This is a genomic window from Nocardia sp. KT25-26 (genome assembly GCF_056627695.1).
The window spans coordinates 2,369,435-2,382,302 of record NZ_CM152813.1; the positions used below are offsets into that span (position 1 = coordinate 2,369,435).

14 protein-coding genes and 1 pseudogene are annotated in these 12,868 nt (G+C 71.2%); 4 read left to right on the plus strand and 11 right to left on the minus strand.

What is annotated here, in order from left to right:
• Positions 1–13: 13 nt before the first annotated feature.
• The 9 genes and pseudogenes from AC1HFH_RS10700 to AC1HFH_RS10740 form a co-directional block, all read right to left on the minus strand.
• Positions 14–673, minus strand: coding sequence for a response regulator transcription factor (locus tag AC1HFH_RS10700; RefSeq protein WP_480247275.1), 660 nt, complete (start codon positions 671–673; stop codon positions 14–16).
• Positions 670–1,818, minus strand: a complete 1,149-nt coding sequence (locus tag AC1HFH_RS10705; RefSeq protein WP_480247276.1) for a sensor histidine kinase — start codon at positions 1,816–1,818, stop codon at positions 670–672. Before AC1HFH_RS10705 ends, AC1HFH_RS10700 begins: the two co-directional genes overlap by 4 nt.
• Positions 1,819–1,850: 32 nt before the next feature.
• Complete coding sequence (locus tag AC1HFH_RS10710) at positions 1,851–2,303, minus strand: hypothetical protein (RefSeq protein ID WP_480247277.1); 453 nt, start codon at positions 2,301–2,303, stop codon at positions 1,851–1,853.
• Complete coding sequence (locus AC1HFH_RS10715) at positions 2,300–2,803, minus strand: anthrone oxygenase family protein (RefSeq protein WP_480247278.1); 504 nt, start codon at positions 2,801–2,803, stop codon at positions 2,300–2,302. Before AC1HFH_RS10715 ends, AC1HFH_RS10710 begins: the two co-directional genes overlap by 4 nt.
• Before the next feature lie 87 nt (positions 2,804–2,890).
• Entirely contained in the window at positions 2,891–3,238 is a 348-nt protein-coding gene (locus AC1HFH_RS10720) for a hypothetical protein (protein ID WP_480247279.1), read from the minus strand.
• Between the two features lie 126 nt (positions 3,239–3,364).
• Positions 3,365–4,483, minus strand: a complete 1,119-nt coding sequence (gene aroB, locus AC1HFH_RS10725; protein ID WP_480247280.1) for a 3-dehydroquinate synthase — start codon at positions 4,481–4,483, stop codon at positions 3,365–3,367.
• 470 nt (positions 4,484–4,953) lie between these two features.
• Positions 4,954–5,505, minus strand: a pseudogene (locus tag AC1HFH_RS10730) (shikimate kinase); the annotation flags it as partial.
• Entirely contained in the window at positions 5,502–6,710 is a 1,209-nt protein-coding gene (gene aroC, locus AC1HFH_RS10735) for a chorismate synthase (protein WP_480247281.1), read from the minus strand. The pseudogene AC1HFH_RS10730 and the gene aroC, both read right to left, overlap by 4 nt.
• A gap of 109 nt (positions 6,711–6,819) precedes the next feature.
• Positions 6,820–7,254, minus strand: a complete 435-nt coding sequence (locus AC1HFH_RS10740) for an A24 family peptidase (protein WP_480247282.1) — start codon at positions 7,252–7,254, stop codon at positions 6,820–6,822.
• 138 nt (positions 7,255–7,392) lie between these two features.
• Between AC1HFH_RS10740 and AC1HFH_RS10745 the strand changes: the two genes are divergently transcribed.
• The 4 genes from AC1HFH_RS10745 to AC1HFH_RS10760 are packed head-to-tail and all read left to right on the plus strand — an operon-like array spanning position 7,393 to position 9,961.
• Entirely contained in the window at positions 7,393–8,562 is a 1,170-nt protein-coding gene (locus tag AC1HFH_RS10745) for a M24 family metallopeptidase (RefSeq protein WP_480247283.1), read from the plus strand.
• Positions 8,563–8,612: 50 nt separating this feature from the next.
• The gene (gene efp / locus AC1HFH_RS10750; RefSeq protein ID WP_480247284.1) at positions 8,613–9,176 is read left to right on the plus strand and encodes an elongation factor P; all 564 of its coding nucleotides are present in this window, start codon (positions 8,613–8,615) and stop codon (positions 9,174–9,176) included.
• A gap of 4 nt (positions 9,177–9,180) precedes the next feature.
• The gene (gene nusB, locus AC1HFH_RS10755) at positions 9,181–9,690 is read left to right on the plus strand and encodes a transcription antitermination factor NusB (RefSeq protein ID WP_480247285.1); all 510 of its coding nucleotides are present in this window, start codon (positions 9,181–9,183) and stop codon (positions 9,688–9,690) included.
• A gap of 1 nt (position 9,691) precedes the next feature.
• On the plus strand, positions 9,692–9,961 hold the full coding sequence (locus AC1HFH_RS10760; protein ID WP_480247286.1) for a YciI family protein: 270 nt from the start codon (positions 9,692–9,694) through the stop codon (positions 9,959–9,961).
• 58 nt (positions 9,962–10,019) lie between these two features.
• On the opposite strand, the gene AC1HFH_RS10765 is transcribed toward AC1HFH_RS10760, so the two are convergent.
• On the minus strand, positions 10,020–10,580 hold the full coding sequence (locus AC1HFH_RS10765) for a hypothetical protein (RefSeq protein ID WP_480247287.1): 561 nt from the start codon (positions 10,578–10,580) through the stop codon (positions 10,020–10,022).
• 22 nt (positions 10,581–10,602) lie between these two features.
• The gene (locus AC1HFH_RS10770) at positions 10,603–12,765 is read right to left on the minus strand and encodes a hypothetical protein (protein ID WP_480247288.1); all 2,163 of its coding nucleotides are present in this window, start codon (positions 12,763–12,765) and stop codon (positions 10,603–10,605) included.
• Positions 12,766–12,868: the final 103 nt, after the last annotated feature.

The following is a 12,868-nucleotide window of genomic DNA, read 5'->3' on the forward strand; positions in this document are numbered from 1 at the left end:
CGGCCGTATCGGATCAGCCGCTGCCCGGGGTGACCAGCCCCGTCTCGTAGGCCAGCACCACCAGCTGGGCCCGATCGCGGGCGTCGAGTTTGTGCAGCAGCCGTCCCACATGGGTCCGCGCGGTGGCCGGGCTCATCTGCAGGACGGCGGCGATCTCGGCATTCGACCGCGCTGCACCGACCTGGGCCAGCACCTCCCGCTCCCGCCCGGTGAGACGCCCGAGCAACTCGGTGGCCCGCGGATGCGGCCCCGCGGCGGCCGCCCGCATCACCCGGCGGGTGACGGCGGGGGACAGCAGTGCATCGCCGCGAGCCACGGTGCGCACGGCGGCGCGCAGCTCGTCCGGATCGGTGTCCTTCAACAGGAATCCGGCCGCACCCGCCCGCAGTGCATCGAAGAGGTTGTCGTCGGTGTCGAACGTCGTGAGCACCACGACGTGCACGTCCTGCAGTTCCGGCCGGGTGGTGATCCGCCGGGTGGCGGCCAACCCGTCGCCGTCGGGCATCCGGATGTCCATCAGCACCACATCCGGCCGGGTGGCGGTGACGACGTCGACCGCGGCCGAGCCGGTGCCGGCCGCGCCGACGACCTCGATATCGGCGGCGCGGGACAGCAGCGCCTGCAGGCCCTCCCGGATCAGGTGCTGGTCGTCGGCCAGCACCACCCGGATCATGCCGTCTCCGGAACCGGTATCCGTGCCGTCACCTCGAAGCCTCCTTCCGCGCGGGGGCCCGCGGCCAGCCGCCCGCCCAGCAGCGCCACCTGCTCCCGCATGCCCATGATGCCCCAGCCGGTCCCGCCGGCCGGTCCACGACCGTCGTCGGCGATTCGGACGACGAGATCGGACCCCGCCCGCACCAGATCGACCCGGACCGAATCGGCCCGGGCGTGGCGGCGGACATTGCTCAATGCCTCCTGGATCACCCGGTACACGGTAGATCCGACCACGGCCGGCAGCCCGCCGATCTCGGTCGCGCCGGACACCGCCACCGTGATTCCCGCGGCCCGGGTGAGCTCGGCGAGCTCCTCGATCCGGGCCGGCCGGAGTACCGGGGCGCCGACTGCTTCGGGGTCCCGCAGGGCGTCCAGGGTGGCGCGCAGCTCCCCGGTGGCCGCCCGGCAGGCGGTGCGGGCGGCCTGCAGTGACCGTTCGGCCGTCGCCGGATCGTCGTGCAGGGCCTCCCGTGCCACATCGGTGTGCAACGCGATCACCGACACGGTGTGGGCGAGCAGGTCGTGCAGTTCCCGGGCCAGCCGGGTGCGTTGTTCCTCGACCCGGTATTCGGCCTCGCGTTCGTGGGCGGCGGCCACAGCGGCCGTCCGGGCATCGAACTCGGCCTGTCGGCCACGGCGCGCCCGCAGACCGTCACCGAGCGCGATCACCGCGGTCATCAAGGCCGCCGAGGTGGGCAGCTCCAGCCCGAGGACGAAACCGGTGTCGTCGCCCTCGCCCACGCGCACCGCCGTCGACACGACCAGCAGTGCCGACGCCACGCCCACGGCCCAGCGCAGCCGGCCCGCTTCGGCGGCCGAGAACAGCGCGGCCGCGACCGGGAGCGCCGGCCCGATCGGCGGCAGATCCATCATGTAGTACCCGAACAGGGCGAACACCGAGGCAATGAGGACCCCCACCGGCCACCGCCGCCGGAACAGCAGCACACCGGCGAAGAACAGCGCATATGCATAGGCCAGGGGCAGCTGACCGGCGCCCGCACCACCGACATCGGCGGTGATCGCAGCGCCGACGGCGACGAGCACGACGACGGCAAGAATCAGGTCGGTCCGGCCGGATCCGGCCGGTGCCTGCCGATTCGACACACCCGCCTCCGTTCGGCTCCGTGGACCGCCGGTCATCGGCGGATCGGTGGGATCCGGCGCACTGCCGTGGCGACCGCGCCGGCGACCCCGCCCACCAGTGTGCCGGTGATCAGGCTGCTGATCACGGAAGCACCGCGCAACACCACCAGTTCCGCGCCGTGCGGCAGGGCACCGTCGAGGGCGCCACCCAGCCGGGGCGGCCGGCCGTCGAAAGCGGTGTCCCACAGCAGCTGATGGGTGAGGGCGAGCAGAATCCCGTAGCAGACACCCACCGCGACGAGCGCGGCCAGCGGTCGTGGAATCCGCCGCACCAGCACGTATCCGAGCCAGATCGCCGGCGGCGCGAACACCAGTGCAGTGTTGGCGGTGGGCCCCACCAGGTCCAGATCGTGCGCGACCACCCGCGGCACACCCAGCGCCGCCAGGCCGACGAGCTCCGGCACCGACAGACCGGTGGTGCGCCGCAGCGCGCCCGTCCCGGTCATCGCCGGGCCGCCACGGACTGCTGCAGGCGGAGCACGGCGGTGAACGCCAGCACCGCGGTGACCCCGCTCATCGCCAGCCGTCCCCAGTGCCCGCGCTCGAACTGGTCGGCGGCCCGCTGCAGGGTCTCGGCCGAATGCACCGCGACCCCTTCGTCGAACATGATCTCGTTACGCGGCCAGAAGTACAGCACCGAGAACAGGAACTCGCCGAACACCAGCGTCGCGAGACTGCCCAACAGCAACCACCGGGCGCTACGGTGTCGCCACGCGGCCACGACAGCGGCCAGCCCGGTGAGGACGGTGGCCGCCCCGAGCGGTGGGAACAGATCGGCGGGGCCGGTCACGTCGAAGAAGTTCGATGCTTCGGTGAGCGAGGCCGGAACATCGTGGAAGACATTCGGATAGATGACGATCGTCTCCACCGCGATACCGCCGAACGCGACGATGGCGATCCAGGCGTAACCGATCGGGACGAGGGAACGGAGCCGGTGCATCTGCATATCGCCGACGGTAGGTGCGCCGCCGCCGGCCGGCGTCCGTCGAGAGGCGCGGGCCGCGTACGTCATTCGACGTACGCGGCCGCAGAATCAGGCGTGGCAGGGGGTCCGGTCGCCCAGGCGGCGCATGAGCAGGGCGGCGACCAGCAGGTAGACCGCCGCGATCGACAGGTTGAGGATTCCCTGGGCGGGCTGGTCCTGGTCGAAACGGTTCAAGGCCGCGACCGTGATGACGCCGGAGCCGAACACGTAGCCGGTGGTGAGGGCCGGAACGGCCCATCGGGCCGGCAGTGCGGCGGCGACCAGGAGCAGCAGCGAGAATGCCGCGTCCGGTAGCGCGAAGATGTTGTCGGAGCGGTAGTCGGCATCGAGCAGCAGCGCGGCGATCAGCCAGGCGCTGACCGGTACGGCCAGCACTCTGGCGAGGATGAGCAGCACGGAGACCTCCGGGGATAGGCGTTACCTGCCCATCCTGGCGGCGCCCGGGAGGACCGGCAACCGGACGGCTCGACCCGGCGCGGCATCCCGCCGGGGTCGGCATCGGCGTCCGGGAACAGCCCGGGATCAGAGCAGAATCGCCCCGTCGGTGGGGGATTCGTCCCGGGCGATCGCCGAGTAGGCGGCGGCCAGCAGGGACGGGTCCGGACCTTCCAGCCGGCCCGGCTTGGCCAGCCCGTCGAGAACGACGAAGCGGAGCATGCCGGACCGGGACTTCTTGTCGGTCTGCATCGTCTCCAGCAGCTGGGGGAGAGCAGCGGCGTCGTAGCCGGTGGGCAGGCCGACAGCGGCCAGCACGCTGCGGTGGCGGTCCGCCGTGGCGTCGTCGAGGCGGCCCGCCAGGCGGCCCAGTTCCGCGGCGAACACCAGGCCGACCGACACCGCGGCGCCGTGCCGCCAGCGGTAGCGTTCCCGGCGCTCGATGGCGTGGCCCAGAGTGTGGCCGTAGTTGAGGATTTCGCGCAGGCTCGACTCCTTGAGGTCGGCCGCCACCACATCGGCCTTCACCTGGATCGACCGGCGGATCAGTTCCGGCAGGACGTCACCGGCCGGGTCCAGGGCCGCTTCCGGATCGCGTTCGATCAGATCGAGGATCACCGGGTCGGCGATGAAGCCGGCCTTGATGATCTCGGCCATCCCGGCGACGATCTCGTTGCGTGGCACGGTTTCCAGCGTGGCCAGGTCCACCAGCACCGCGGCCGGTTCGTGGAAGCATCCGACGAGGTTCTTACCGGCGTCGGTGTTGATCCCGGTCTTGCCGCCCACCGCGGCGTCGACCATCGCCAGCAGCGTGGTCGGAACGTGCACGATCCGGACACCGCGCATCCAGGTGGCCGCGACGAACCCGGCGAGGTCGGTCGCCGCGCCGCCGCCGAGGCTGACGACCACATCATTGCGGGTCAGGCCGATCCGTCCGAGGACCTCCCAGCAGAAGCCGGCGACCGGAAGTTCCTTACCGGCCTCGGCGTCCGGGATCTCGATGCGGTGGGCGTCGACCCCGGTGTCGGCGATCGCGGCCCGCACCGCCTCGGCCGTCTCGGCGAGCGGTGGCTGGTGGAAGATCGCCACCGTGCGCACACCGCCCTTACCGGTGACGGATTCGACGAGATCGCCGAGCAGGCCCCGGCCGATGATCACCGGGTACGGGTCGGCGGTGCGGACCTGGATCGTGGTCGGCTCAGTCACGTGCGATGCTCCGAATCTTTCTGGTCGATCTGCGTGGTACGTGCACGGGCGCGGGCGCGGGCCCGCCGTGCTCGGGCCCGGCGCGACCGGGCACCGGCTCCGCTGTTGCCGCCGTTGGCCGAGGTCTGCTCACCGGTGGCCTCGCCGCCGGTCGGCGGTGGCGTAGCGGTCTCCGCCCCGGGCACCCGGCGTCGGCTGCCGCCGCGCCGCCCCCGGGCGCGCCGACTGCGTGTGCCGGCGGGTTTGCCGCCGGTCGGCTGCTCGGTCTCGGTGGTATCGCGGCCTGCTTGCTGTTCCGGCTGCGCAGCGCTCTGCGCTGCGGCCCGGGCCCGGCGAGCGGCAGCGCGGGCCCGGGACCGACGGCGGGCGCGGGATCGGTTGCTGCCGGAGCCCGGTTGCGCGGCGGTCGATTTCACCGCGGCCCGGGTGCTGCCGGATTGCTCGGCCGCGGTCCGCACCGAGGCCAGGCCGAGTTCGGCCAGAATCGTGCGTACCACCCGCCCGGGGCTCCGGCCGTCGGTACGGACCCGCACGGTGGCGACCTCGCGGTACAGCGGCCGCCGGATCCGCATCAGCTCCCGGTATTTGGCACCGGGGTCGTCGCCGGCGAGCAGCGGCCGGTTGTTGCTCGCCCCGGTGCGTCGCAGCCCTTCGGCCACGCTGATCTCCAGGTACACCACGGTCCGGTCCCGGAGCAGGGTACGTGTGTTCGCCGACAGCACCGCACCGCCGCCCAGCGACACGACACCCGGGTGGTCCCGGACCGCGTCCCGGACCACCTGTTCCTCGATCGCCCGGAAGCCGGCTTCGCCGTCGGCCGCGAAGATCTCCGGAATCGACCGTCCGGTCTGTTCCTCGATGCCCGCATCGGTGTCGAGAAGTGCGACGCCCAGTTCGCGCGCGAGCTTGCGCCCGATCGTCGACTTCCCGGCACCGGGCGGTCCGACCAGCACCAACCGGGGCTGCGGCGGCCCCGCCGGGCCGCCGGCAGAACCTCCCGCGGCCGGGTCCGGACCGCTCATGCCGGTGGCTGGGCTGCCGGCAGGTGCGGTCGCGCGTTGATCCGTTCCCGGTACCCGTCGATATTGGCGATCGTCTCGGCCAGCGAATCGCCGCCGAACTTCTCCAGCGCCGCCTGCGCCACGACCAGCGCGACCATGGACTCCGCGACCACGCCCGCGGCGGGCACCGCGCAGACGTCCGACCGCTGGTGGATCGCCACGGCTTCCGCACCGCTGGACATGTCGACGGTGCTCAGCGCCCGCGGCACGGTGGAGATCGGCTTCATGGCGGCCCGGACCCGCAACGCCTCACCATTGGTCATTCCACCCTCCAGGCCCCCGGCCCGGTTGGTGGAACGCAGTACGCCGTCGGGACCGGGCCGCATCTCGTCGTGCGCCTGGCTGCCGCGCCGCCGCGCCGTCTCGAAACCGTCGCCGACCTCGACGCCCTTGATTGCCTGGATGCCCATCAGTGCACCGGCCAGCCGGGAATCGAGCCGGTCCGCACCGCTGGTGAAGGAACCGAGGCCGACCGGCAGGCCTTCGACGACCACTTCGACCACACCACCCAGGGTGTCGCCGTCCTTCTTCGCCGCCTCGATCTCGGCGATCATCGCCTGCTCGGCCGCCGTGTCGAAGGCCCGGACCGGGCTGGCGTCCACGGCGGCGAGGTCTGCTGCCGTCGGCGTGACGCCCGTTTCGTTGGCGGCGGCGCCGATCGACACCACATGCGAGACGACCTCGACACCGAAGGCCTGGCGCAGGAAGTTGCGTGCCACGGTGCCCGCGGCGACCCGGGCTGCGGTCTCCCGGGCGCTGGCGCGCTCCAGCACCGGCCGGGCATCGTCGAATCCGTACTTGAGCATCCCGGAGTAGTCGGCGTGGCCGGGCCGCGGCCGGGTCAGCGGTGCGTTCCGGGCCATCCCGGCCAGGGCCGCCTCGTCGACCGGGTCGGCGGACATCACCTCGGTCCACTTGGGCCATTCCGAGTTGGCGATCTCGATCGCGACCGGGCCACCCATGGTGCGCCCGTGCCGGACCCCGCCGATCATGGTCACCTTGTCGGCTTCGAACTTCATCCGGGCGCCGCGCCCGTAGCCGAGCCTGCGGCGCGCGAGCTGCGCGGAGATCTCCTCCGATGTCACCTCGACACCGGCCACCATCCCTTCGAGGAGGGCGACTAGAGCGGGACCATGGGATTCTCCGGCAGTTATCCAGCGCAACACACCCCATATCCTTCCATGTCGGCACGGGTGTGCGGGCACGCGGCCCGCCGGGGCGGTGTCCGGACGGCTCTCCCGCCGTCCGATCGGGCGGCGGCACCTGCCTGCATCGTCATGCTGCGAGGACCGCGGCGAGTGTCGCCGCGCACATCGCCGGACCGTGTGGCAGTGCACGTCCCCCGGGGCCGGCGCGGGTTCGGATCAGCAGCACGAGCCCGGCCAGGGCGGTCCCGGTGGGTGCCGCCACCGCGGCCCACACCCAGGCCTGGGGTCCGGCCAGGGCCGCCGCGCCGCCGAGTCCGGCGGCCAACTTCACGTCGCCGGCACCCAACGCGGCCGGCTGTAGCAGGTGCACGACCAGGTAGCAGCCGGTGAGCAGGGCGGCCCCGAGCAGCGCCGGGACCGGCCGGCCGGTGCCCAGCGCGAATCCGAGCACCCCGGCGGCACCGGCGGCCGTCAGCGGATTCGGCAGCCGGCGCCGCTGGAAGTCGAAGGCGCTGCACAGCAGGCACCAGCCGGCGAAGAGGGCGAGGGCGACGGAGGTCATGGCCTCAGTCTGGGCCGATCCGGGCCGTGGATCCGCCGCACAGCGGCGAATGTGGATGACTCGCCGGAATGTGGATGCCCGGTCTTTCACCTGCGTTTCGGCTATGGCCGGGCCGTCATCCGGCGGTAGCGTTGGAGCATGTGTGCTGATCAGCGTTCCGGCCGGCCGAGTAGTTCCGGACAGTCCAGGGGCCCCGGGCCGCTCCGCCCCGACTACCCCGCGCGACGTGGCGCGTTGCGCAGCCTGCTGGTCGAGAACGGGGTGGATGCGCTGCTGGTCACGGACCTGGTGAACATCCGGTACCTGACCGGCTTCACCGGTTCGAACGCGGTCCTGCTGGTGCACTCGTGGGATATGCGCGGCGCCGAGGACCGCACGGTCATCGGGACCGACGGCCGGTATTCGGCGCAGGTCGCCGTTCAGGTTCCGGACCTGCGTGCCGAGATCTCCCGGGCCACCGCGGCTCGGATTCTGGAGCTGGCCGGCGAGTGGCAGCTGGGCCGGGTCGGCTTCGAGAGCCGGGTCCTCACCGTCGCGCAGCTCGAGGCGTTCCGGGATCAGCGCACCGGGCTGCAATTGGAATCCACCGCCGGGCTGGTGGAGCAACTGCGGATGGTCAAGGACGCCTACGAGGTGGATCGGCTGCGCGCCGCCTGCGCGGCCGGTGATGCCGGATTGCGGACTCTGCTGGAGCGGGGCGCGCTGCGGCCCGGGCGCACCGAACGTCAGGTGGCCCGGGATCTCGAATGGGCGATGTTCGAGCACGGCGCCGATGCGGTCGCCTTCGAGACCATCGTCGCCGCCGGCGCGAACTCGGCGGTCCCGCACCACCGGCCGACCGGTGCGGTGCTGGCCGCCGGCGATCTGGTGAAGATCGACTTCGGTGCGGTGGTGGACGGCTACCACTCCGATATGACCCGCACGTTCGTCCTGGGACCGCCGGCGGACTGGCAGCAGGAGATCTACGACCTGGTGCAGCGTTCGCAGACGGCCGGTCGCCAGGCCCTGGCTCCGGGCGTGAAGACCGCCCAGGTCGACGCTGCCTCGCGCACCGTCATCGAGGACGCGGGGTACGGCCCGCAGTTCGTGCACGGCCTCGGGCACGGCGTCGGACTGCAGATCCACGAAGCACCCGGAGTCGCCCGGAACGCAACCGGTACACTGCTTGCTGGCGTGGCGGTGACCGTCGAACCAGGTGTGTATCTTCCCGGCCGCGGCGGGGTCCGGATCGAGGACACGCTCGTGGTGCGCGAAGGGGGCCCGGAGTTGCTCACCCTCACCGGCAAGGACCTGACCGTCGTCGAATGACGCCGGAGCGGGCGGAACTGCAGTAACCGAAACTAGGAGATCCGAGGACAGTGGCGGACACCAGCGACTTCAAGAACGGCCTCGTGCTGAAGATCGACGGTCAGCTTCAGCAGATCGTCGAATTCCAGCACGTCAAGCCGGGTAAAGGCCCTGCCTTCGTGCGGACCAAGCTGAAGAACGTCGTGTCCGGCAAGGTCGTCGACAAGACCTTCAACGCCGGCGTCAAGGTGGAGATCGCCCTGGTCGACCGCCGCGATATGACCTACCTGTACCACGACGGCACCGACTACGTCTTCATGGACGGGGAGACCTTCGACCAGATCTCCATCCCCGAGGCCACCATCGGTGCGGGCGCCCGCTTCCTGCTGGAGAACATGACCGTCCAGGTTTCCATGCACGAGGGTGCACCGCTCTACGTCGAGCTCCCGGTCTCGATCGAGCTCATCGTCAAGCACACCGACATCGGCCTGCAGGGCGACCGCTCCACCGGTGGCACCAAGCCCGCCACCCTGGAGACCGGGGCCGAGGTGCAGGTGCCGCTGTTCATCAACACCGGGGACAAGCTGCGCATCGACTCGCGCGACGGCAGCTACCTCGGCCGCGTCAACGCCTGATCCGGTGCCCGATCAGCCGACCGACAAGAAGAGCGGGTACAAGAAGCTCGGTACCCGCCACAAGGCACGCCGCCGGGCCGTGGACCTGCTGTTCGAGGCCGAGGCGCGCGATGTCGACCCCGCCGACCTGCTGAGCGAGCGTGCCGACCTGGCCACCCGCGACCAGGCGGTGGCGCCCGTGCACGCCTACACGCACACCCTGGTGGAGGGCGTCGCGGACGATCTGGACCGGGTGGACGGCACCATCGAGTCGTATCTGCAGGACTGGACGTTGTCCCGGCTGCCCGCGGTGGACCGCGCGATCCTGCGGGTGGCGGTGTGGGAGCTGTTCCACGCCAACGATGTGCCACCGGTCGTCGCCGTGGACGAGGCAGTGGAGCTGGCGAAGGAGTTGTCCACCGACGATTCGCCGTCGTTCGTCAACGGGGTGCTCGGCCAGGTCGTGCAGGTGGCGCCGCAGGTGCGGGCCGCCGCCGCGGCCACCCGGGCACCGCGGCCGGAATCGGAGGACTGAGATGGCCGGCATCAAATATCTGGTGCTGGCCACCCGGACCCCGGACTACGATCCGGGCGTCGCCCAGCCGCACCGCGACTATCTCGACGAACTTCTCGAGCAGGGCCTGCTGGTGGAGAGCGGCCGGTACACCGACAGCACCGGTGGCGCCTACGTGATACGGGCCGACGATCTGGCCACGGCGCGGGAACTCGCACACGCGGATCCGTTGTACACCACCGGTTCGGCCGAGCTCGTCGTCCACGAGTGGGAGATCACCGTTACCGCCTGAACCGGCCGGTTGTCCTCGTGGTCCGCACCGGAACCCGAGGACAGCCGTGGCCCGGGACTCAGGTGCGTTCGAAACAGAACGTGACATCCGGGCGGCGCTGTGCGAGATACAGCGTGTTGCCGATGATCCCGCCACCGAGGGAGGCGCTGTCGGCGCCCGGTCCGCACGCCGCGCGGTCGTATCGGTCGACCCGATCGGTGACCCGCCAGGCGCCCTTTGTCGAACAAGCGACCTTCCGCAGCCGGGGGAAATGGGCGTACCGCAGTGTCGGGTCGTTGATGCAGTCCCCGGTCCGGGCGTTGAGCTGATAACAGCGGTAGTACGTGTCGCGGTGGCCGCGGCGGCCGTTCTTCTTGTAGGTGGATCGGGAATAGCTGTCCGGCCAGCATTTCTCGGTCTGCGAGTCCCGGACGACGACGAGGACGGCCTCCGGGTCGGCACAGCCGCGCGCTTCCCACAACTCGCCCGGACGATGGGGGTGGTCGCGGAGGAAACCACAGTCACCGGCACTGCTCCGGGAATCCCCCGAGCATCCGGCCACCACCCCGGCGCACAGCACCACCCCGGCCAGAGTGGCTATGAAACGTATTGCATTCCAACGTATTCCAGTTCTGGTCACGAGATCGGATCCTACGGGGTGGCTACCGTCGCACGGTGCCGTCGGCCACCAGGGGGTCGAGCACCCCGGCGACCTGGTCTGTGGACGGCCTGCTCGATCGGCGGCCCAGATCGTCCGGCGCGGCGGCTGCGGCCCGGCACGGATCGGGATCGGCCTGTCCGGGGCCGGCTGCGTACCGCTCGCCGATCAGATCGGCTGCGGCCACTTCCCGGCCGGTGCGCGCCTCGTACACGTGCAGCGCATAGGCCGTGCGGAACAGGTTCACCGTCCGGCCCGCCGGGTGGTCGGAGGACGGTGGATAGGTACAGGTGCGTTCCAGGGGGCCCAGTTCGGTGCGTTCGACACAGGCCACCAGCTGGACCGCTGCCGGGTCGGTGGGCCGCCAGGCCGGGGTCTCGTGCGGGACCAGCCCGGCCAAGCCACCGGACAGAAACACCGGCCGCGGACCGGCATCCGCGAACTCGGCGGCCTGCGCGAAACCGCGGGGCCCGGAACACATCGCGTCGTAGTCGCCGATATCGAAACGCTGGGCATGCCAGGCGGTCAACGCGAAGAAGCCGGCGGCGAACATGCCGAGGACCAGTACCAGGCCCAGGCCGGGGCCGATGTGTTCGCGCAGTCGCCGTGGTACCACCGGCCGGTGCGTTCGGTTTCTTCGCCACTGCTGCCATCGTTCGAATAGCGTCGGCGGCTCCGGTGGCGCGCCCGGTGCCCGGTGGGCGCCCAGATAGCGGGGTTCGTGGCGGGGTGCGATGTACCCGCTATCGGCGGGTGCGGCCGGGTGCGGACGTGGATACGACTCGGCGATCGGCGCTGCTGCGGACATGGCGGTCGGTACATCGTGGTCGATCGTCGCGGCTTCGATGGTGTCCGGGCCGGGGTCGGTGTATTCGGTCGTAGACGTGGGCCCGGCGGTATGAAACGCCTCCGAAGGTGTCGGCCGGCCCACGTCGACACGACCCCCGGGTGGTGTGGCTCCGGTGCGTTGCGGTGCCGGACGATCGGCGGCGTACTGTGCGGCCGACGGTTCGTCTGTCGGGGCACCGTGATCGGGGTTGCGCGTCGGCGGCGTGGCCGGTTCGGGGCTGCGGTCGGAGTGCTCGGCGTCGCCTGTCGGAGCCGAAGGCCATTGCGGGGTCGGTGCGACGGGCATGCCGGTGCTCTGTCGGTTCGACCGCCGGTCCTCGGTCGGGTCGGAGCCGGTATCGGAATCACCGGCCACCGCGATCTGAAGCTCGGTGTACCCAACAGGCGGGGCACCGGACCCGGCGGGATCGACGGGGTCGGATTCGGTTGGTTGTGGTTCGGTGGCCGGCTCGCCGGGAGCGGTAGGCGGGAGGACCGGTACGGCGTTGTCCGGCCCGGAAGAGCTGTTGTCGGGCGGCGGGGGAGGCTCGGGTGTTCGCTCGGGTGGTGCGGCGCCCGATGCCGTTGCAGGATCGGGTGCCATCGGCGGGGTGCTGCCGAGTCGGTCGAGTGCCGCGAGGAACGGCGGGATCTCGTGCCGGACCGTCATCGCGGTGTCGGCCGGGCTGGCCGCGGTGAAGGAGCGTTCGGATTCGCCGCCCGATGTGTCACGGAAACCCTGTTCCACCAGAGAATTCCGGTCCGGCCACAGTCCCGGCACCTTCAGCGTCCGGCAGATGTCCCACATCGTGCGGACGTCGAGCCGGGTCTCCCGGGCCAGGGCGTTGTGGAACAGGGCGCGCAGACTGCCCGTGCGACGTTCGGTGATGGTCACCAGTCGGCAGTCGCCGCCGACCCGGGTGGGGTGCGTCAGGTCGGCCGTAGGGGGTGTGAACAATGCGATCACCGCACCGATCGCCACCGTCTCGCCGAGCGCGTGCCGGACCGCCGCCGCCGATCGGTGCACCTGCACATAGGGATTCGGCGCCGTCTCGGACGATTCGACGGCTGCCGGTGCGTCCGCTACCTGCCAGGGCTGTGCCGTCGGCGTGTGCAACCGGCCCCGCTGTGGTTCCGCGAACTCGGCGACCGCCAGTACCGTCACCCGCTCGGGGGTGCAGACGATCGCATCGACCACCCGGCCCTCGCCCTCCGGATCGGCGATGCGGCAACCGAAGATCGCCACCCCGCCGATATCGGTACCCCAGTCGCGTAGCGCGTCGGCAACGACGCGCCCCGCGCTGCCCAGCACCGATTCGTCTGCAATGACGACGATCACGACCGACCCCCTGCGTACCCGGGCAAACCCTCACCATGATACCGGTACGTGGCTGCAGATGGCAGTCCGATTCCCTTGCCGAACAACGGATTAGCCGAGGTCT

Coding starts and splice junctions, on each gene's coding strand:
- AC1HFH_RS10710 (WP_480247277.1), bottom strand. CDS start 2,303: ATGACCGGGACGGGCGCGCTGCGGCGCACCACCGGTCTGTCGGTGCCG.
- AC1HFH_RS10740 (WP_480247282.1), bottom strand. CDS start 7,254: ATGACCTCCGTCGCCCTCGCCCTCTTCGCCGGCTGGTGCCTGCTGTGC.
- AC1HFH_RS10700 (WP_480247275.1), bottom strand. CDS start 673: ATGATCCGGGTGGTGCTGGCCGACGACCAGCACCTGATCCGGGAGGGC.
- AC1HFH_RS10745 (WP_480247283.1), top strand. CDS start 7,393: ATGTGTGCTGATCAGCGTTCCGGCCGGCCGAGTAGTTCCGGACAGTCC.
- AC1HFH_RS10760 (WP_480247286.1), top strand. CDS start 9,692: ATGGCCGGCATCAAATATCTGGTGCTGGCCACCCGGACCCCGGACTAC.
- AC1HFH_RS10715 (WP_480247278.1), bottom strand. CDS start 2,803: ATGCAGATGCACCGGCTCCGTTCCCTCGTCCCGATCGGTTACGCCTGG.